The sequence below is a fragment of the Metapseudomonas boanensis genome, from assembly GCF_042232855.1.
GTDB classification, from domain to species: domain Bacteria; phylum Pseudomonadota; class Gammaproteobacteria; order Pseudomonadales; family Pseudomonadaceae; genus Metapseudomonas; species Metapseudomonas boanensis.
The window spans coordinates 1,456,622-1,477,225 of sequence record NZ_CP113889.1 but is presented as its reverse complement, the minus strand read 5'-3'; the positions used below and the strand labels follow the sequence as shown (position 1 = coordinate 1,477,225).

Sequence of the window (20,604 nt, the reverse complement as noted above, 5' to 3'; positions counted from 1 at the left end):
CCATTGCCAGTACGCGAGAAGTCAAGAATTTGTCGCAGCCTTAATTGGGCCAAAGCAACTCATAGGACATGCATCGCTAATTTTGGTACTGGCGATAAGTGAGCCACTCAGCTTCTTCCAAGGACTTGTTTGCACTTTTCTTTCAGCAGTAACCAGGCAAATCGGCTATTGGTGGTTAAATAGCGCTTCCACATCCGGCCGGGCTCCTGGATGACTCGATAGAACCACTCGAGGCCCCAGTTCTGCATCCAGACAGGTGCACGTTTGACCTTGCCGGCAACCACATCAAAGGTTCCGCCAACGCCCATTACGAAGTTAACGCCCAATTGGTCCTTCCAGCGGTTGATGAAGTTTTCCTTCTTGGGAGAAGTAATCGCCACGAACAGTAACTGGGCACCGGAATTGCGCACTTTTTCCACCATTGCTTCTTCATCATCCCAGAAATAACCATGGTGATAACCGGCTACTCTGAGGCCAGGGTACAGGGACTGCACCGTTGCGGCTGTCTTGGAGACAACTTCATCGGTTGCACCGAGCAGATAGACAGAAAAACCATTGCTAGTGCTCATGGCAAGAAGTTTATGAAAAAGATCGACGCCTGCCACTCGTTCGGGCACTTGGTGCCCAAGTAACCGCGCGCCCCAGACTACTCCCATGCCGTCTATGTTTATGATGTCGCAGGAAGTGACAGACTCTTTCAGTTTTGGGTCAGACATCATGTGGACGATTTTTGCAACATTGACCACCACGTGCTGCGTAAACTTCCCATCCAGAATTAGTCCACGTATTGCTTCTACTGTCTTGCTACAGGAAATTGCATGCATTGGGCAGCCGAATGCTTCAATTTTGAAGGCGGACAAGTTTTTCATCTTTTTGCCTTGCCAGGTGGGTATTTAGAGTTCTAAGCAAAATGCAGCCTACGATAATTCCGGCGGATGCGGGTTGATATGAAATCGCATAGACCATAAAGAGAACGAAGAGGTAGGCTGAGATCGGTGTTCTTAGCGAAGTTGGTGATATGGATCTGAACGAGAACACCATCGCCACAAGCATCAAGATTCCCATCAATCCGTATTTTGCGAAGAAGGTAACGTATGCGCTGTCGACAAAGTTGTTGGTTGTGTCCAGGGATCTATATCCGAACCAGTCTATCTCAAATACTGTTCCAAAGCCGGCGCCGAACAAGTAGTTCGTTGGGGTGAAGGCAGATATCACATCAAAAGCCGGCCCGTATCTGGTTGATAATTGCGCAAAAATTCCATCGATAGTCAGGCCTTCTATTACCCTGTCAGCACCAAAGAGGGTAGATAGGTATATGAAGGCAATTGCACAGGCTGGAAGGGTTGCTATTGCAAGAAATAGCTTCCTAGGGTCTTTGACGCTGCTGGCTAATGCGGCAATTGCTGTCGCAAGAATGAGTGCTCTATAGCCGGAAAATACAACCGATATTAGTGACGTCAAAAATGCAACGATTTCAATTCCGCGTAGAGGGTCGTTAAACTGGGTGCGGCCTCGTGCTTTTCTTTGTGAAAGAAAATATATGGCGAAAAGTGCGGATATATAGGTGCTGGAGTCGAAGTATTTGTAGTTGTTTGTTGTGTAGTACTCATCATCAGATGATATTATGCCTGCAATTGAAAGTGCGAGCCATATGAGGTTAGTAAAGCCCGCAAGTATTACGATGTGGATTGCAGTTTTTGCGGTAAGAATTTTTTCCGAGTTTTTTATGATAATGGCGGCGGTAACCAATTCAAGTGCGAAAATCGCTGGGCGCAGGTCCCTTAGGAAATAGACATCCAGCTTTGCACCGGCTGCTGCTGCGGTTGCGGCATATGCCAGGAGTGTTGCGAATAACAATAGGGCCCATTTTTGTATTTTAAGATTTAATGAGCCGCTTATTATTTGCTTGGATAGGAAAGATAGCAGTGCGCCAATAAAGAAAAAGTCGTATGAGTAAAGTCCAAACTTGTAAAAGTATCCGGAAAGTGAATTTGCGAATGGAAGGCACGCAATAGCCAATATGAAAGGGGCCGCCCCCTTTTCTCTGAGTAAGCCTAGAGAAAAAAACGAAAGCGAAAGAATTATGTATATCATGCTTGGGGGAGGGCTTTTAGAATTTTATTCTCTTCAGATTCCCAGCAGTACTTTTTGATTAGCATGTCGTAGTCGGGCTGGGAGCGTTTGGTGGAAATTAGTTCCAGGCACTTTTCATGAATTGCTTGCGGCGATGTGTCGCTTATTACCTCTCCGGCGCCGTTGGCTAGAATTATCTTTCTCGAAAGTGGTGAGGATGTGGTTATTAGGGCTGTTCTGCTGAATAATGAATCGAATATTTTGTTTGGACTATTAAGTCTATTGTTTAGCGAGTCATCTTTGTAGAATGCGAATGTTATTGTTGAGTTCCGCATTATATTTTTAAGCTGTTCGTTGGGAAGATGGCCTGTAAAGCTTACGGAGTCTGATATCTTCAGGTTGGATGCAAGTTCCTTCAGCCTTTCTAGATAGTCGGCGTCGCCACCGCCAGCAATAATCAGTTTTGCCGAGCGTTCATTCTCCTTTAAGAGAGAAAACGCCGATAAGATTTCGTCTATCTGGCGGCCTGGGTAAACTCCACCGCAGTAACTCAGAACTATCGACGAGGGGGTCGAGTATTCTTCCGAAGGCGCCGGGGCTTTGTTCGTATTGTAGGTGTAGCTTAGCTTTTGTGTCGTTACCTTGAAGTATCTCCGGAGGAATTTTACCCTGAATTCGTCCGTTGTGAACGTTTTTTCGCTGTTTCGAATTGCTGTCTTTTCTATAAGGTACCATATTGGTCGGTACCTTTTATTGTATGGGAAGTATTCGATTCCGCTAAAAATTTCTAGCGTTTCGTATATGAACTTGGTCTTTTTTATCTTTTTGAATATTGACGCTATTAGTCCAGGTACGGGATTAATGGCATAAATCAGGTCGGGGGACTGCTTGTTCAGCCAGTAGCACAGTTTGATGATTGCCGTGACCGATGCCAGTACCTTGGTGAATTTGTTTTTTGAGTTGACAGAAATAACGTTGTGCTTGGAGCCTGGCTCGAATGGTCTTGCGGTAACTCCTGATATCAGTACGTTCTTATATTTCTTTTCGAGCGTATCTTTTATGAGTTGTATCTTTGGGGTGGTTTGAATTCCGACCCCGAAGTACAGGATTACCGCAGTTCTGCTATTGTCAAGTTTATCCATGAGTCAAAATCTTCCAGGAAGCTGTCTGCAAGTGCTCGTTGTCTTCTTACATCTTCGTTTAACTTTAAGGTTAGTTCTTCTTTTCTCTCAAGGCAGGATAATGCTTGTTTGAAAATGTCCGATGCGTCATTTCCATCGCAGTAAAGCGTACCGTTTGGAAGAAAGTCGTGGATGTTTTTAAGCTTGGGTTCGATTCCCACAACTACACTTGGGATACCTGCTTGGGCCGGAAGTAGAACGCCGTGCGCTCTAGCGCTTACAAGTATGTCGAAGTTATTTGAAAGTTTTTCGACGAAGCCGCTTGGGGAGTCTTTCTGTGGGTCCCAGATTATCCAGTCAAACTCATTAAGGCTTTCGATGATTTCCTTGTCGTAGTCCCTGTACAGGGAAATGAAGGAAACCTTCTTCCCAGCCTTAATAAGTAGCCTTGCTGCCTCTATGGTATTTGAAATAGCGTTCCTTCCGTGCTCGTTCAGGTCCCACTTTCTGAGTATTATGCCAACAGCGTTGCCATGTGCTGCCCGCGACTTATTAGTGGAGGTGAACCAGTGATCTACAAGGAACGTGGGGTCGGTATAAACTTTTAGGTCTTGTGCATGGCCTGTGGCAAATAGAAAACTCTCATTATCTCTGACGGATTTGTAGTCACACCTCAGGAACGGAGCGATTTTGTCCCTGATCAAGTCTGACGAAGAGTTTTCGAATGGGCCAAGTCCAAGGCAAATGGCAGCACTTTTTTGAAATGATATATTGCTTTTTCTTAGTGCCCGATTGGTGAGGATTTTTGCGATGTCTTTTAGTGATAGACCTTGCTTTCTTGCCTCAAGTACTTTCTGGATGGCTGATCGGTTATTCGATTTCTTTTTGAATTCAAAAAACTGGCCGCCGCCGCCATAGAAGAGAAAGTCTGTTTTAATGGGGGCCGAAATGTGAGTGAATCGGCATCTGTATTTATTGAGGTATCCCGGCTTGCTTGGCTTGTTAAGTCCGACCGATATGGTTTGCTCGGGGAAATGATTGCGCAGGATGTTGATGCACACTTCAAGGAGTACATCGTCACCCAGGTTGCCGGGGCCGTAAGCCCCGCGAATGTGTGCTTTGAGATTGGTTTGATTATGTTGCATTTGCATATAGTATCCAGGCAAGGGGGATAATGCTTGCTAAGAATTTAAAGTCTATGAATTCCTTTGGGATGAGTTCTTTTTTTATTATTATTGGCGCCCAAAGCAGCAAATGGATGACTTGGGACGCGAGGAAGGATTTGGATACTCCATAGGCTCCCTCTTGGTGGTAAACGAAAAAATGGAGTGTGCAGAAAATAGTTGCCCATATTAAGTTGCTTGCAATGCTTAGTTTTGCGAGTTCTGCAGCAATCATTTCTCTCGAGATGGAGCTTTTTAGCGTTGTAATTACGCTGGCTAGCATGAAGAGAATTATGGTTTTCTTGAGTTCTGTGTTGTTTGCGATTTCGGTTGGATAAATTAAATCTAGATGGCTAACTAATGCTGTGCAGGCTATTGTGATTGCTACTGCAGGGTAGTATGTGATTGTATAATTGCTGTTCTTGTTCTTTTTATCTTTGTGACCTACTTTGGTGAGCAGGAGCAGTAGATATCCACCGAAAATTGCAGGTAGGATGCCGACGGTCATTCTCCACTGATTCGCTGTGGTAAGGAGAAAGGCCTCCTGGTCCCCAAACCTTGCTTGAATGTCTCCAATCAAAAGCCAGATTACTGGTAAGAAGAAGATTCCAGTAAAAATTGCAGGTAGAAAGGTCTTGGAGATGGCGGTATTGACTGTTGTGGATGTCTCGCTTGGACTCAGTTGCGTTGAGGGGATGGAAAACCAGAGGGCCGAAGCGAGTAAGAATGGTAGTGTATAAAAATCAGTTCCAAGTTCGAGTTTTAATATTGTAAATGTTGCTAGAAGGATCAGGGCTCCTTGTATGGTGCCCAGAATACTTATGTGAACGAATTTTTTTTGTATTGTTGCGTCTGCAAGCTTGAATCCGCTAGTCCCGTTTAAAATGAGTAGAATGAAAATCAGGGCAGAGTTTATTGCGGAAAGCTGAGATGTTACGTAGAGATATAATGATACTGGTAATGAAAGAGTGCTTATGATTATTGTTACGGTTGTGCGGTAATTTTTTGTTTTTGTTATTATTTGCGAGTTGTATCTGATGTTTGTCGTTGATACGGCTTGCTGGAAAAGAGTGCCAAAGGCAGAAATCGTCGCAATAATAATGCTAAGCGTCTGAGTGTTCTCCATGCTTGTAAGATGGGATGCTACTATTCCCGCAGCAACCATTGAGCCTTTGGAGAATAGGAAATTAAGCAGATTGCTTAAGGCGCTAAATAATATGTCTTTCATTTTTTTGTTGCGCGACCAAGTTCTTGGTCGCGCCTGATTCTTACCAGATACCTTTGGTGTCAATCGTCACCAGACGACCGAGTTTTTCTTTCTTGATGGACTTGAATTCCTTGTGGTCTACCAAAAGGACGGCGAGGTCGGCTTTCTCAAGAGCCGCATCAATGTCTACAAGGTTCAATTGCGCGCCCAGTTCGCGTGGGATCGTATCAATATTGGGCTCGACTGCCATCACTGCATCAGGGAAGGCCTGAGACAGTTTCTTGGCGATTTCCAGTGCGGGGCTTTCGCGCAGGTCATCGATATTCGCCTTGAAGGCAAGACCGAAGCATGCGATTCGAGGGTTTTTGAAGCGGGACGCTTCTTTCTTCACCTTCTCGATTACCAGTTCCGGCTTGCTGTCGTTCACTTCGCGTGCGGTACGAATCAGCCTGGCTTCTTCGGGGGTCTTGCTGACGATGAACCAGGGGTCGACCGCGATGCAGTGGCCGCCTACACCTGGGCCGGGCTGGAGGATATTCACCCGCGGGTGGCGGTTGGCAAGGCGGATCAGCTCCCACACATTGATATCCAGCTTGTCGCATATGATCGAGAGTTCGTTGGCAAAGGCGATGTTCACATCGCGGAAGCTGTTCTCGGTCAGCTTGCACATCTCGGCGGTGCGGGCACTGGTGATGACGCAGTCGCCTTCCACAAAGGCCTGGTAAAGCGCCACGGCTGCCTCGGAGCACTTGGGGGTCATGCCGCCGATCACGCGGTCGTTCTGGACCAGTTCGCGGAGTACGTGGCCAGGGAGTACGCGTTCGGGGCAATGGGCCACGCGAATGTCGGACGCCTCGCCATGGGTCTGCGGGAAGGTCAGGTCAGGACGCGCTTCGGCGAGCCAAGCGGCCATTTGCTCGGTGGCACCAACCGGGGAAGTGGACTCCAGGATGACCAGGTCGCCCTTCTTCAGCACCGGGGCAATGGATTTGCTGGCGGACTCGATGTAGCCAAGGTCGGGCTCATAGTTCTCTTTGAAAGGTGTCGGAACCGCAATCAGGAAGGCATCGGCGGGTTCAGGCACTGTGGTGGCGCGCAGGTAACCTTCGACGACTGCCGCATGTACGACCATGTCCAGGTCGGGCTCTACGATGTGGATCTCGCCGCGGTTGATGGTGTCGACGGCTTGTTGGTTTACATCAACACCGATGACCTTCTTCTTGCGCGAGGCAAAGACCGCAGCAGTGGGCAAACCGATGTAGCCAAGGCCAACTACGGAGATTGTCTGGAAAGGCATTTTTCTTCCTTAATGAAACAAAGGTCAAAGCAGGAGCTTCGCCCCCGCTATTAATAGGAGCGATCGTTTAGTTGATTGAGCGCAGAGCGTTCAGAATGCGTTTGCAGGCTTCGCCATCACCGTAGGGGTTATGGGCGTAGCTCATGGCGCGGTAGGCGTTGGTGTCAGTCAGCAGAGCATTGAGCTCCCGGACGATATTCGCGGTATCGGTGCCTACGAGTTTTACCGTGCCGGCAGCAACGGCCTCGGGGCGCTCTGTTGTATCGCGCATGACCAGGACCGGTTTGCCGAGGGAGGGTGCCTCCTCCTGGATGCCACCCGAATCCGTCAGGATGATGTGCGAGCGGCTCATCAGGTACACGAACGGCAGATAGTCCAGCGGCTCGATCAGGTGGACGTTGGGGATGCCGGTCAGCAAGCGATTAACGGGCTCGCGGACGTTCGGGTTGAGGTGGACTGGGTAGACGATATCCACCTCTGGGTGTTGCTGGGCAACTTCCATGAGCGCCTGGCAGATGCGCTCGAAACCGCCGCCGAAACTCTCGCGGCGATGCCCGGTCACCAGAACGATCTTGCGGTTCAGGTTCAGGAATTCGAAGGGCTTGGCTGCTTCAGCATAAAGCGCCTGGTCCTTGTCGAGTCGTGCTACTACATCCAGCAGGGCATCGATCACAGTGTTGCCCGTCACGATGATGGCCTTGGGGTCGAGGCCTTCGCGCAGAAGGTTATCCCGCGAAGTGTTGGTCGGCGCGAAGTGAAGATTGGCCAGGGCGCCGGTCAGTTTGCGGTTGGCCTCTTCCGGCCATGGCGAGTAGATATTGCCGGTGCGCAGGCCGGCTTCCACGTGCGCGACGGGAATTTGCTGGTAGTAGGCAGCCAGGCTGGCCGCAAAGGTGGTTGCAGTGTCGCCGTGCACCAGTACCACGTCCGGCTTATACGCCGTGAAGATGCCTTTCATACCCTGCAGGATGGCCGTAGTGACGTCTGTGAGGTCCTGGCCGGGCTTCATGATGTTCAGATCGAAATCTGGCTCGATGCCGAATAGGCCGAGGACCTGGTCGAGCATTTCACGGTGTTGGCCGGTGACGCACACCTTGGCATCAAAGTTCTCGTCGGCGGCAAGGGCCAGGGCGAGAGGTGCCATCTTGATGGCTTCGGGGCGTGTGCCAAACACACAGAGGGTTTTGATGGTCATGGGGTGCTCCGCACGTCCTTGTGAGTCGACGTATTAGTTGCTGAGGTGAGGTTAGGGAATTTGCACGTCTACGACGCGGCTATATCGTTGATAGTTCACGAGAATCTGAGTGCCCAGTGCATTTTTGGCCTGGGTTTCGCCATGGACCAGCCGGATTTCACTCGGCCAGTGCCGCATTCGCGTCAGGAAGTTCACCAATCCCTGCTGGTCGGCATGGGCTGAATAGCCGCCAACGGTGTGGATGCCGGCGCGAATCTCGAAGCGTTCGTTATCCAGGTCGACATAACCGCGTTTGGGGCCGAACTGCTGGATGATCTGGCCGGGTGTTCCGCGTGCCTGGTAACCCACGAAGAGCACGTTGTGGCGTTTGTCGCCAAGCATGGCCTTCAGGTAATTGACGATGCGGCCGCCGCTGCACATGCCGTTGCCGGCAATCACGATGGCTGGGCGAGCGGTGCTGGCCAGGTGGCGCACCATGCGTAGGTGGGCGTCGTGAGTTTCTACCGTGAGCAGTTGCTCGAAGCCCAGTGGCTTGCGGCCGACCTTGATGCGCTTTTGCGCTTCGGCGTCCCAATAGGGTTGGAGGTCGCGGTAGGCCTGGGTAAAGCGCGTGGCCAAGGGGGAGTCGAGGATGATGGGCAGGGTGGGCCAGTTTGTGGCGGTTGGGGCCGAGTCTGCGGATGTTTCCCTCACCCCCGGCCCCTCTCCCGGGGAGAGAGGGGAGTGGTTGGTGCGAGGCTGGCTTCCTTCACTCCCGGCCCCTCTCGCGGAGGGAGAGGGGCGTTGGCCGGCGCGGTGGATGATGTCTTCCAGCTCGTAGAGCAGTTCCTGGGTGCGGCCGATGCTGAAAGCCGGGATGAGCACGGTGCCGTTGTCGGCCAGGGCTTGTTCGATGATGGCCTTGAGGCGTTGTTTGCGCGTGCGGCGATCTTCGTGCAGCCGGTCGCCGTAGGTGCTTTCCAGTACCAGGATGTCGGCCTTCCAGGGGGATTTGGGTGCGGGCAGCAGGGGCGTGTGAGTGGCGCCCAGGTCGCCGGAGAAGACGATGCGCTTCTGTTCGGCGCGCTTGGGGTAGCTCAGGTCGCACTCGATGTAGGCGGAGCCGAGGATGTGGCCGGCCCGCTGCAGGCGAATCTTCGCTTGCAGATCGGGGGTGTCGATCAGGCTATGCCAGGTGCGGTAGGGGAGAGGCATCAAACGTTGGCGAATCAGCTTGAGGTACTTCTGCAGCTGCTGCGGGTTGCGCCCGAAGGTGAACTGGAAGGCATCTTCCAGCACCAGCGGGAGCAGGTGCGCCGAGGGCTGGCTGCAGAGAATCGGGCCTTTGTAGCCGGCCGCCAGCAGGTACGGCAGGCGGCCTACGTGGTCCATGTGTACGTGGGTGAGCACCAGCGCTTTCAGGGTGCTGATGGCGAAGTCGATGCCCAGTTGGCTGGCATCAGCCTTGCCGTCGGCGGAGGTTTCCGCGCCCTGGAACAGGCCGCAGTCCACCAGCAGGCTGTGCTGGGCATCCATCAACAGTTGATGGCAGGAGCCGGTTACGCCGTTGACGGCGCCGTGGTGCTGGATTTCCGGGTAAAGCATGGGTGTTAGTCCTTTAACATCGGTTTGGCCACCAACCGTTCTGGTGGTGGGTGGACCCGCTCCCATCCTGGGGTTGCGGTGTTACAAACGATGCTAGCGTGCCGGGTAGATGAAAAGGTGCCGCGGCCTGCTTACGAGGGGCGGGAAACACCTTTTTCGCGAGCAAGCTCGCTCCTACAGAGTACAGATTGCCGGGTGCCGGGTGCCGGGTGCCGGGTGCCGGGTGCCGGGTGCGGCGAGAGGCCTTTGTGCCCGGGTTTAGTAGATGTCCTTGGAGAGCAGGGTGAAGGGCGTTTTGATCAGGATCTTGAGATCCAGCCAGATGGACCAGTTGTTGATGTAGGCCAGGTCCAACTCTACGCGCCTTTCCATCTTGTCCAGGGTTTCGGTCTCGCCACGGCAGCCGCTGATTTGCGCAAGGCCGGTGATGCCGGGCTTGATGCGGTGGCGGGCCATGTAGGCGTCGATCTTGCCGGTGTAGTAATCGTTGTGGGCGACGGCGTGTGGGCGCGGGCCCACCAGGGACATGCGACCTTGCAGCACGTTGAACAGCTGCGGGAGTTCGTCGATCGAGGTGCGGCGGATAAAGCGGCCAACACGGGTGATGCGCGGGTCTTCGCGGGTGGCCTGCTTGACCTGGGTATCGGCATGCACGCGCATGGAGCGGAATTTCCACACCTTGATGACCTTGCCGTTCCAGCCATGACGCTTTTGCTTGAACAGCACCGGGCCGGGGGAGGACAGCTTCACCGCCAGGGCGGTGCCCAGCAGTAGCGGACTGAGGGCGATGATCGCCAGCAGGGCGGTGCTGCGGTCCAGTACGGCTTTGGTGAAGGCCGCGGTGGGGTAGCTGGTGAGGGGGCTTTCGTTGAGGTTGATGGCCGGCAGGCCTTCGATATCTGAAACCGAATGGTTGAGCAGCTTCAGGCTGTGCAGGTCGGGGATCCACACCACGTCGACGTTGGCGTCCAGCAGGTCGATGTAGAGGCCTTCGATCTGTTCGGCGGCGGAGAGAGGCAGGGCGATGTAGAGGCGGCGCACTTTGTGGTTGGCGATCAGCTCGCGCAAGTGGCTCAGGTTGCCGACGATAGGGTAGAGGCCGTCATCCAGGTGAGGATAATCGTCGGCGGTCACCAGGCCCACCAGCGGCTCGTTGCGTTTGCGCACCAGCTTGTCGGCCAGTTCCTGGGCCAAGTCCCCGGTGCCGATCACCAGTGAGGTGCGGGCGGAGTGGAGTTGCTGGTGGTAACGGCGGGAGAAGGCGTGCAGGGGCAGGAACAGGCAGGCCTGAATCACAAAGCCGAGGCCCGCCCAGGCGATCATGATTTCGCGGGAGAACAGCTCACTGGTCTTGGTCAGGAAGGCCATCACCGTCAGGCCCGAGAGCAGCATCAGCCAGCCGGCCAGCAACCGGCCCAGACCCACCACGTAGCCATGGTGCTTGTGGTAGACGCGCATCAGCGAATAGGCCGGCACGGACCCCAGCAGGGTGAACAGCGCGAGCATGCGGTACTGGGTTTCGATATGCCCGGTCTTGGCCACCGCCAGGGCGCAGAGCAGCAGCGTCAGCATGCCGATGGCGGCGGTCCACTGGCCCCAGAACGTCAGGCCACGGTTTTCCGGCGCAGTGCTTTCACGCTTGCTGATCAGGTTGATACGGCTTGCGCGTGCGCCAGTGGCCTGGTTGCGGGCCGTAGCGGCGTGCTGGGGAACGCCTGGTGCGGGGCGGCGTTGGGCGTGGTGCGGGTGAGCGGCTGCCTGAGTGTGTGTGGGCACGACTGTTACCTCTCCTGAGGGTGCGACGCTACGATCGGGAAGCTAGCCTGCCTTCCTGTGGCTAGCGGTGTGGTTTCAATGCGAAATTCCGCGGTGCTTCCTTGTCTGTTCCCGAACCTGGTCCGGGTTACCTGGGGCTTGTGGCCCTGCCTTGTGCTGCTCTGGGTTTCGGCTTTTGGTCCGATCGTGCTTTTTGGCACGCTACCGCCCCAGGGTTATCCGTTGATTCCCTGAGAACGTTCGCCACACGCGATGGCTTGCCTCGGGCATGGCCCGATGCAGCAGTGTTTGGAGTGGATGAAAGGGGGCGTGCCGAGTCTGCGCCCGGCTGGGCTTTGCAGGGGGGGTGGTCTTCCCTGACGACGAAACTGCCTATAAGCAGTTTGCCTTGCATCCTGTAGGAATAGTCCTTGCCTATTCCTGGGCGAGCATTCTACGGATTCAACCAGGATTGTGAAGTGCGTCAACGCGTGCCGCTCGTCGAAAAGATAAAGCTGGCAGTTTGCCTTTATTGTGCGAAGTGACTGATTGGTCGAGAAAGAGGGGCGCAGGCTTTAGCCGTCCGTGGGGCTTATGAAAACCTTGCTCTGTCTGTGTTGGCTGTGGCTAGACGACAACCCGAAAGCGCAGCTGCCCGTAGGAGCCAGCTTGCTGGCGAAGGCGGACTTAACGCAGGCATAGCCAAGACCTTTGACGGCAAGGGTCTCGCTGGGGGCTGGGGTTTGTTACGCGCAGGCGGGCTTAGAGCACGTCAATACTCTCCAGCGGGACGCTGAGCCTGTGCTGGCGTTGCAGTAATTGCAGGAGGATAAGCACGCGCTCGGTGCCGTCTTTGGCCAGGAAGATGGCCTCCAGCTCTTTCAGATTGCCACTCCTGATGCGTACACGGTCGCCCGCGCTCAGGTTGGGTTCCTGTGGCGGTGGCGAGTGAGGGCGCTGCTTCAGTTGCTCGACAAGTTCATCCGAGATCGCGGCCGGTTGTTCGCCGAAGCACACCAGTTGGCTCACGCCCCGGGTGGAGCGGATCGGGTGCCAGTTGTCCTTCACCTGGTCGAGGTGGATGAACAAGTAACCCGGAAACAGCGATTCGACGCTTGCCTGCTGTTGGCCGCCACGCATACGCGTTACGCAGTGGGTGGGCCGGAAGCAGGTGAAGGCTTGGCGCTGGAGGTGCTCTTCAGCACGCGCATCCTGCTTCGGCTTGCACTGGATCAGGTACCAGCGCGGTGCTGCCGGCTTGCTTGCCATGCGATTCACCTGCGTTATCGGTCCGGGACTTGGCGTTTTGCTTGGCTATGTCTGCGCTAGCTGCTGCTAGTCGACAACCCGAGAGCGCAGATACCTGTAGGAGCTAGCTTGCTGGCGAAAAGGTCCCATTCGCGAGCAAGAACTCGGCGTCCCCCTCGCTCCTACAGTTGCAACATTTAACTGGGACAGCACCTTTCGTTCCCTCTCCCGCAGGGGGGAGAGGGACATTGGGCTTATGCCTTGTCCGATTTGTACTCGTACTGGTAGTAGGCGTAGTTGCCGTAGTAACCGTAGGCCGAGGCCTTGCGCTCCACGGCGTTGAAGATGGCGCCCTTGAGGTCGATGCCGTTCTGCTCGAAGCGCCGCTTGGTCAGCAGGATTTCCTTGGCGGCGTTCATGCCGAAGCGGGTCACGATCAGGCTGGTGCCAGCCTGGCGGCCCACCAGGGCAGCATCGGTAACCGCCAGAATCGGCGGGGTATCGATGATCACCAGGTCATAGCGGCTGCTCGCCTGCTGCAGGAACTGGGTGAAGTTGGCGTGCATCAGCAGCTCGGAGGGGTTCGGCGGAATCTGGCCGCGGGTGACCAGGTCCATGTTTTCCACTTCAGTGTGGGTGATGGCCTTGTCCAGGTCGATACGGGCGGCTAGCAGGTCGGAGAGGCCGTTTTCCGCTTCCTGGCGGAACATCTTGTGCACATAGCCCTTGCGCATGTCGGCGTCTACCAGCAGCACCCGCTGCCCGGTCTGGGCAATGATGGCGGCCAGGTTGCTCGATACGAAGGACTTACCCACAGATGGGCTGGGGCCGGAGATCATCAGGATATTGTTTTTCGCCTCCAGGGTGGCGAAGTGCAGGCTGGTACGCAGGCTGCGCAGGGACTCCACGGCCAGGTCGGCCGGGTTGGTCACCGCCAGCAGATGGGAGCCGCTGCTGGCGTTCCCTTTGCCTTTGAAGCTCAGCTCGTGGGCAGCCTGCTCCTTGCTGTGAGGGATGGAGGCATACACCGGCAGGCCCATCTGCTCGATCACGTCCGGGTCTTCCACGCCACGGTTCAGCGCTTTGCGCACCAGCACATAGGCCACGGCAATCAGGCCGCCCAGCAGGGTGGCGATCAGGACGATCAAAGGCTTCTTGGGTTTCACTGGCTTCTCGACGTTGGCGTCGGCCGAGTCGATGATGCGCACGTTGCCTACGGTCCCGGCGCGGACGATGTCCAGCTCCTGGGATTTGTTCAGCAGTTGGGTGTATATCTCGGTGGTGACCTGCATGTCGCGGGTCAGACGCAACAGCTCTTGCTGGGTCTCAGGCAGGTTTTCTACCTTCTTCTGCAGTTCGCGCTTTTGCTGCTCCAGTTGGCCCATCTGCGTGATCAGCGCCTGGTAGCTGGGGTGCTGGCGGGTGAAGCGGCGCTCCATTTCGGCACGCTTGAGCTTCTGCTCGGAGATCAGGGTTTCCAGCGCGACGATCTGGTCCAGCACCGCTTTGGTCTCGATGGTGATATCCACCGAGCGAGCGCTGGTCTGGTAGGCGTTGAGCTGGGCCTCGGCCTTTTCCAGTTGCTTGCGTACTTCCGGCAGCTGACCTTGCAGGAATTCCAGGCTCTGCGCCGCTTCAGCGGAATTGCGCTGGACGTTCTGCAGTACATACAGCCGGCTGACTTCATCCAGGACTTTGGTGGCGTGGGCCGGGTCTTCGCTTTCCAGCGACAGGCCGATGATGCCGGACTCCTTGCCGCGCTCGCCCGCGCCCAGGTCTTCCTGGTATTGAAGTATGGTGGTCAGGCGGCGCTGTTTGGTGACGTTGAACACGGTGCCGGTATTGGCATCCAGTGTGGCGATCTGCAGCTTGAAGCCGTTCTGCTCGATCTGTTCGCCGACATTACCGGTCAGCAGGCTTTCGTCGTCTTCGTTCAGCAGGGTAAAGGCGCCATTGCCGTCTGCCTGCAGGGTGAGGCCTTTGCCCAGGTAGCTGTCCGGCACTTCGAGCTGGAAGATATCCAGTGTTTCGCCGCCCCAGGCAAAACTGCTGAGGCCGAACAGGGGCTCGGCAACTTGGTGCGGAGTATCCGGCTGGAAGCGGCGTGCCATGAACTGGCCGAACAGGGGGAAATAGTTCGGTTCGACGATGATGTCGAGCTTGAGGTTTTCCACTGCCTGACCCAGCACCGCGCGGGATTTCAGCAGTTCGATCTCGGTGACCGCTGCCGAGGTGCCGCCGAACATCTCGGTCATTTCCGACATGCCCGTGAGTGCAGCCATGCCGCCTTTCTTTTCCTCCACCTGCACCAGCGCATTGGCCTGGTACACCGGCGGGGTCAGCACGGCATAGGCGACGCCCATCACAGTGAAGAAGGAGGTGATGCCGATAATGAGCCACTTGCTGTCCAGCAGGGTGCCGAGCAGGGCGAGCAGGTCGATATCGTCGTCATCGTCGCGAATGTCCTGCACGGGCAGGCTGTTTTGGCTAGTCATGTAGCGCGCTTCTTCAAAGGGGTCAGAGTTTTTGCGACCAGCTTTCGACGCCTTGCGCCATCAGCTGGTAGACGTGTTCGAATGCAGGCTTTTGCTGGCGATACGGGTCCGGGATTTCCTGGTTGCCCTGCCATTTGCCGAGGAGGAAGGTCTTGCCCCGCACTTCCGGCGCCAGTTGCACGATCCGCTGGATGTGGCCCTGCTCCATGGTGAGGATCAGGTCGTACTGGCGCAGTAGCTCGCGGTTGAGTTGCTGGCCCTGGTGGTCGGGATGGTCGCCGCCATGCTCACGCAGTACTTCAAGGGCGGTACTGTCCATGGGCTTGCCGACCAGGGCATTGATGCCGGCGGAACTCACGGTAATGCCGCGCGAGGCGAGCTTGGTCTTGAGCAGGGCTTCAGCAGTGGGGCTGCGGCAGATATTGCCAACGCAGACTACCAGGATGTTCTTGAACATAAGGGCCAGCACGGGTTGCAGGGTCGGTTTTTAAGCCGCGCGGGTGTGCTGTGAAGAAGGAAAGCGGATTCCGTTCCAGCATCCCGATACGGCATCCCCGGGAGTCGTGTAACGACCGGGGGAGGCTTGAAGGGGGGCAACTGTAGGGGGGGCCGGGATGAGGGTCAAGACTCCTTGGTCGCTTTCTGCCACTGGAGCGGGCCAGTGTTCGAGATTTCGGCTGGCTGCCCACCTTCCCTCATCCCAGCCTTCTAGAGGAAGAGGAGGCTGGCCGGATTGGCCGGAGCCTCCTTTGTGGGGGGCGAATTCCTTCGCTAAGCAGTTCGTAGGATGGGTGGAGCGGAGCGATACCCATGCGGACCGGGCTGATGGGTTTCGCACGCTCAACCCATCCTACGTGGCTTCGGCGTTGTAGGCGGCGCCACCCGGCCCATCATGCGAAGGCCTTCGGATGGCGCACTTCACGCGTCACTTGATGGTGGCGAAGCGTCGCTCATCCGTCGGCTGCAGTTTTGCCTGGAGCAGCGCCCACTCCCGCTGGATGACCGAGTAGGGAATGAACACGCTGATTCGCTCGGCTCCCCGGACGCCTGGGTGGTCACTGACATTGTTGAGGCTGATCGAATAGATGCCCATGTTGATGCCGACGACGCTGCCGTCCTCTGCCAACACCGGGCCGCCCGACATGCCTTTGGCGATGGGCGCGTCATGAATGGCGTAGAGCTCGCCGCTGTCTTCATTGCTGTTGATGAAGGGCGCGGGATAAACCTTGCCCCGGCCGCTACCGCCGACGAGATAAGGACTGGCACCTGCGGCCGTGATGCTTTCGCCGGGCTGCGCGGTGCGCCAGGTCGGCACTTTGCCGTTGGCCTTATGGCGAATGAATACCAGGTCGCACCCCGTGCTGCAGCGGTACTTCTCGTAGGGAATCAGCGGCGTGTGAGCGGTGGTGACGGCGTATTCCTCGTTCCACTGCACGGCCGAGGCCATATAGAAGTAGGGCAGCGGAAAGCCCGAGAAAATCGAGAAGTAAGTATCTGTGGTTGGACCTGAAACTTCAGGTTTCACGAGTCCGTTGCATCCTGCACACAAGGCTCCTGCCATCAAGATGGCGGCGATCCTGCGCATCGTAGCTCACCGAAATTCGGCTTGAAGGGGCGCCTCTCCTGGCTGGGTTATGTCCGCCGGTGCCCCTGTACTGCGTCATCAGGTTGAGCCCGTTGCCAACACTTATGGGCGACGAACGGTAGAAGCGTTGGATCGTCTCGTTCTAGAAAAAATAACGATTGACCATATGACCGTTGATCGCGGTTTGCTGGAGATTGGTGCGGGATGCGCCCCTCGCCATTCGGTGCTACGCCTGCAAAAGTGCCCTCGCTCCAAGGGGTTGCGCTACTGACAATTCGTCGGAAAATCAATCACGAAGGTTCGATGAGCCGATTTGCTGCTGCCGCTAGTCGTTATTTTGACGGGGCCTGTCGGCCAGGCGGTTAAACATCCCGATTTCGTTTCTAGACGGACGGACACGTGATTGCGGCTTGCTGGATCGCTCAAGGTTCTACGTTGCCGTGCCGGAGCGTATGGGGGTGGTGCGGTGGGTCACACTGCCGTGCTTAACACCCCAAGCCACCTTGGCGAACCACTGGAGCTTCTCCTGCGGCTAGCCAACCAGCCTTCGCCTGTGTAATTTAACGGCCGGGTGTCGTGTCTGCGCGTGCAGTCAGACAGGTTTCTTGTGTTGGTCGGGCCGCCGCACAGCTGCAGAGTACGAGCGACCATGGACCAACTCCCTTCCCGCAAGGCGATGCCGGCTGCGCAACGTTTAGCCGACAAAGCATTCAGCACCCTTGAAGATTTCCTGCATATCGAAGCGGTCAGCGGCATTGTCCTGCTGATCGCAGCCGCTGCTGCCCTGATCTGGGCCAATTCGTCTGCCGCTTCCAGCTATACGCACCTCTGGCACATGCCGTTGTCCTTTGCGCTGGGCGACTTTGTCATCTCGCACTCGCTGCATTTCTGGATCAACGATGCGCTGATGACGGTGTTCTTCCTGGTGGTGGGGATGGAGATCCGGCGGGAGATTCATGAGGGCGCGCTGGCCAGCCTCAAGCTTGCAGCACTGCCGATGGCGGCGGCGCTGGGAGGCGTGGCGGTACCGGCATTGGTGTATCTGTCGATCAATGGGGCCGAGGGGCTGCGCCAGGGGTGGGCGGTCCCGACGGCCACCGATATCGCCTTCGCGGTAGGCGTGCTGGCCCTGCTAGGCAAGTCGATCCCCGGCTCCGTGCGCGTGTTCTTGCTGGCGTTGGCGATCATCGACGATATCGTTGCCGTTCTGATCATTGCTTTGTTCTATTCGGAAGGCCTCGATGCCACGGGCTTCCTCATTGCCGGCATTGGCATTCTGCTCGTGCTGGGCTTGCAACGAATCGGCATTGGCTCAGCCTATGCGTACCTGATTCCAGGGGCTGTGCTATGGCTCGGCTTGCTGAAGACCGGCGCGCATCCCACTCTGGCCGGGGTAGTGCTTGGGCTCATGACGCCGGTCCTTCCGGTCAGGAACAACGAGCGCCCGCTGGACCTCGCGGCTCGCGCCATCAATGACTTTGCCGAGAAGGAGCAGAACCATTCTGGCGACGCGCATCAGCTGATGGCGCCGGTCAAGCAGCTTCGCCACGCACAGCGTGAGCTCCTTCCACCGGTGGTTCGTGTGCAACTGGCGCTGCACCCTTGGGTCGCGTATGGGGTGATGCCTCTGTTCGCGCTCGCCAATGCCGGGGTAAGCCTCGACGGAGTAGATCTGGCCGGCGGCGGGGCTATGACGGTGATGCTCGGTGTGGCGCTGGCCCTGGTCCTGGGCAAGCCGCTCGGCATTCTGCTCTGCAGCTGGCTATTGGTGCGCCTTGGCTGGTGCCGGCTCCCGGAGGGCATGACCTGGTCATGGATGTGGCTGATCGGTCTCCTGGCCGGGATTGGTTTCACCATGTCGATCTTCATCGCCAACTTGGCATTTGCCGAAGCCAGCCTGCTCAGCGCGGCCAAACTGGGCGTACTGATCGCCTCAGTGATAGCGGGGGTCATCGGCCTTGGATTCGGGCGGGTGCTAAGCCGTCGCGCGACAGCCCGAAAATAGCTTTCGTGTAGTGCCGCGTTCCTTCTGGCGCGAGCCTGCGCCAGAAACGAAAAAGGCCCGCATCGCTGCGGGCCTTGATCTATATGGTGCCGGCACCAGGAGTCGAACCCGGGACCTACTGATTACAAGTCAGTTGCTCTACCAGCTGAGCTATACCGGCTAGAAAGGGCCGCCATTATAGCGATTAGGCGTTACGAGTAAACCTCTCTCGTAATCAATTCTTCGAACCGCGAATGGGCTTGGAATGGCTTATGCACAATGGCGATGAAAATGGCACTTTAGTGCATGTTTTTTGTGCGGTGTTTCGCAGAAATCCATAACCTGCTGTTTTTCTTCGGCTTTCTTTGGTTGTCCAAAAAACGCTCAGATGCTGGGAGCCGCGCAGGGAGAGGGTTTCGGGGTATTTGCCCAGATTTCATTAACAGAGTTATCCACAGGTTCTGTGGGCAAGTTCAGCGCCTTTTCTTGTAGGAGCCAGCTGCTGGCGAAGGTTTTGCGTTCGGGCGTTCGCGAGCAAGCTCGCTCCTACGGGGTAAGGGCTCCATTTGGCGCCGCTTGTAGCCAGCTTGCTGGCGAACGACGGGGTGTCTGGCTCAGCGTTCTGCCAGCAGCAGCAGGTTGCGCGGGGTGAGTTGCGGCGGGCAGAAATTGCCCAGGCTCACCCTATAGCCTTGTTCTTGCAGGAAGAGTGCTCGGTCCAGCAGCAGCCAGACTTCAAGCGGGCGGCGGAACAGGCAGCGCAGCAGTTCGAGGTTGCGAACTTCGGCCAGGCGCTGCCAGCCCTGCGCTTCCAGGGCGTCCCAATCGCGCGGGCCGGGGGCGGGCAGCTGCTTCAGCTCGCAGAGGTCCGCGCAGTATTGGGCGAAGGTCTTGTCCAGCCAGGCTGTGGATAACGATGGAGTGGGCAGGTACTCGTCAATGCCGCGTAGCTCTCGTTGGAGCAGGTCGAAAGCCAGGCGACGGGCCATGGATTGGTCGCGCTGGCGCCGGACGCGGGCGCCGGCAGTGACGGTTTCACTGAGTGGCAGGCGCAGATCGGTTTGCGTCAGGTGCAGCGCCGAGGTTTTGGCGGTCTCGGACAGCGGTCGGTAATGCGTGGTCTGGATGCGGTTGTAGCAGCAGGGGGCTACGGCGAGCTGTCGGCAACCGGCGGCGCTGGCCAGTTGCAGCAGGCGCACATGCAGGTCGCCGCAGGCATGCAACGCAACCGGCGTGTGTTCAGTGTGCAGGCGGCTCGCGGCGCTTTCGGCCAGCACATCCTGTTGTTCGTGACGCGCAGTCAGTTCCAGGCGCTGGCTGAGTTGCTGGCCGCTGGCAACGAGGGCCGGGTCGAGTTCCAGACACGTCAGGCGGGTGCCGCCATGGGCCAGCAGCCGACCGAGATGCCCTTTGCCGGCGCACCAGTCTAGCCAGTGGCCAGGCGCCTCGCGGAACTGCAGGCGGGTGGCGAAGGCTTCGATCTGCTGCCATTTGCGGCCGGGCACGTCGACAGTCAGGCGGGGAGGGAATGCCGCAACAGCTGCAACCGGCAGATCGCCGATTCTCGCCAGCTCGCTGGATTGCGCGGCCAGCTGTGGATAAGGCGCAGGCGCATCGAGGCGTTCCGGGTGATTGTGGATGGCGTCGGCTTCGGCCAGTGTGCGTTGCCGCAGCCAATGTGCCAGTTCCGGGTACTGTCGCTCCCACGGCAGCTCCCGCTCGGTGAACGGGGTGGGGCGCCAGAGGGATTGGTGCTCGCGCAGGAAGCGGTCGAGTGCGACAAAGCGGTCCCGCAGCTGCGGGCCTTGTAGAGGCGCTGGGCTGGTCATGCTGGGTGGAGCGTTGAAAGGGGGCGCCGATTATAGCGTTGCTTGAAGTGCCCCTCATCTGCATTGCG

General features: G+C 56.7%; 15 protein-coding genes and 1 tRNA gene. 1 reads left to right on the top strand and 15 read right to left on the bottom strand.

Annotated features, from left to right (window positions below):
- Positions 1 to 107: 107 nt before the first annotated feature.
- The 13 genes from OXH74_RS06755 to OXH74_RS06695 all read right to left on the bottom strand — a co-directional run bounded on the left by OXH74_RS06755 (position 108) and on the right by OXH74_RS06695 (position 16,723).
- Positions 108 to 869, bottom strand: coding sequence for a WecB/TagA/CpsF family glycosyltransferase (locus OXH74_RS06755; RefSeq protein ID WP_375740581.1), 762 nt, complete (start codon positions 867 to 869; stop codon positions 108 to 110).
- Complete coding sequence (locus OXH74_RS06750) at positions 841 to 2,094, bottom strand: DUF6369 family protein (protein WP_375740580.1); 1,254 nt, start codon at positions 2,092 to 2,094, stop codon at positions 841 to 843. The genes OXH74_RS06755 and OXH74_RS06750 overlap by 29 nt, the downstream gene beginning before the upstream one ends.
- Positions 2,091 to 3,215, bottom strand: coding sequence for a glycosyltransferase (locus OXH74_RS06745; RefSeq protein WP_375740579.1), 1,125 nt, complete (start codon positions 3,213 to 3,215; stop codon positions 2,091 to 2,093). Before OXH74_RS06745 ends, OXH74_RS06750 begins: the two co-directional genes overlap by 4 nt.
- Positions 3,182 to 4,345 (bottom strand): polysaccharide pyruvyl transferase family protein, encoded by a 1,164-nt coding sequence (locus OXH74_RS06740; RefSeq protein WP_375740578.1) that lies wholly within the window; start codon positions 4,343 to 4,345, stop codon positions 3,182 to 3,184. The genes OXH74_RS06745 and OXH74_RS06740 overlap by 34 nt, the downstream gene beginning before the upstream one ends.
- Positions 4,329 to 5,585, bottom strand: coding sequence for a hypothetical protein (locus OXH74_RS06735; RefSeq protein WP_375740577.1), 1,257 nt, complete (start codon positions 5,583 to 5,585; stop codon positions 4,329 to 4,331). The genes OXH74_RS06740 and OXH74_RS06735 overlap by 17 nt, the downstream gene beginning before the upstream one ends.
- A gap of 40 nt (positions 5,586 to 5,625) precedes the next feature.
- Positions 5,626 to 6,861: a UDP-N-acetyl-D-mannosamine dehydrogenase gene (wecC, locus tag OXH74_RS06730; RefSeq protein ID WP_375740576.1), complete on the bottom strand. Its 1,236-nt coding sequence runs from the start codon at positions 6,859 to 6,861 to the stop codon at positions 5,626 to 5,628.
- Between the two features lie 67 nt (positions 6,862 to 6,928).
- Positions 6,929 to 8,056 carry a non-hydrolyzing UDP-N-acetylglucosamine 2-epimerase gene (gene wecB, locus OXH74_RS06725; protein WP_375740575.1) on the bottom strand — a complete coding sequence of 376 codons (1,128 nt, stop codon included), beginning with the start codon at positions 8,054 to 8,056 and terminating at the stop codon, positions 6,929 to 6,931.
- Between the two features lie 51 nt (positions 8,057 to 8,107).
- Positions 8,108 to 9,640 carry an MBL fold metallo-hydrolase RNA specificity domain-containing protein gene (locus tag OXH74_RS06720; RefSeq protein WP_375740574.1) on the bottom strand — a complete coding sequence of 511 codons (1,533 nt, stop codon included), beginning with the start codon at positions 9,638 to 9,640 and terminating at the stop codon, positions 8,108 to 8,110.
- Between the two features lie 258 nt (positions 9,641 to 9,898).
- Positions 9,899 to 11,290 (bottom strand): undecaprenyl-phosphate glucose phosphotransferase, encoded by a 1,392-nt coding sequence (locus OXH74_RS06715; RefSeq protein WP_375741575.1) that lies wholly within the window; start codon positions 11,288 to 11,290, stop codon positions 9,899 to 9,901.
- 867 nt (positions 11,291 to 12,157) lie between these two features.
- Positions 12,158 to 12,664, bottom strand: a complete 507-nt coding sequence (gene rfaH / locus OXH74_RS06710; RefSeq protein ID WP_375740573.1) for a transcription/translation regulatory transformer protein RfaH — start codon at positions 12,662 to 12,664, stop codon at positions 12,158 to 12,160.
- 233 nt (positions 12,665 to 12,897) lie between these two features.
- A complete protein-coding gene (locus OXH74_RS06705) occupies positions 12,898 to 15,138 on the bottom strand; it encodes a polysaccharide biosynthesis tyrosine autokinase (protein WP_375740572.1) in 2,241 nt (746 codons plus the stop codon).
- A gap of 22 nt (positions 15,139 to 15,160) precedes the next feature.
- A complete protein-coding gene (locus OXH74_RS06700) occupies positions 15,161 to 15,595 on the bottom strand; it encodes a low molecular weight protein-tyrosine-phosphatase (protein WP_215371962.1) in 435 nt (144 codons plus the stop codon).
- A gap of 468 nt (positions 15,596 to 16,063) precedes the next feature.
- On the bottom strand, positions 16,064 to 16,723 hold the full coding sequence (locus OXH74_RS06695) for a trypsin-like peptidase domain-containing protein (protein WP_375740571.1): 660 nt from the start codon (positions 16,721 to 16,723) through the stop codon (positions 16,064 to 16,066).
- 649 nt (positions 16,724 to 17,372) lie between these two features.
- On the opposite strand from OXH74_RS06695, the gene nhaA reads away from it, so the two are divergent.
- Entirely contained in the window at positions 17,373 to 18,728 is a 1,356-nt protein-coding gene (gene nhaA, locus OXH74_RS06690; protein WP_375740570.1) for a Na+/H+ antiporter NhaA, read from the top strand.
- Between the two features lie 84 nt (positions 18,729 to 18,812).
- On the opposite strand, the gene OXH74_RS06685 is transcribed toward nhaA, so the two are convergent.
- Positions 18,813 to 18,888: transfer RNA gene (locus OXH74_RS06685), tRNA-Thr, on the bottom strand.
- Positions 18,889 to 19,321: 433 nt separating this feature from the next.
- Complete coding sequence (locus OXH74_RS06680; protein WP_375740569.1) at positions 19,322 to 20,536, bottom strand: methyltransferase; 1,215 nt, start codon at positions 20,534 to 20,536, stop codon at positions 19,322 to 19,324.
- Positions 20,537 to 20,604 lie beyond the last annotated feature (68 nt).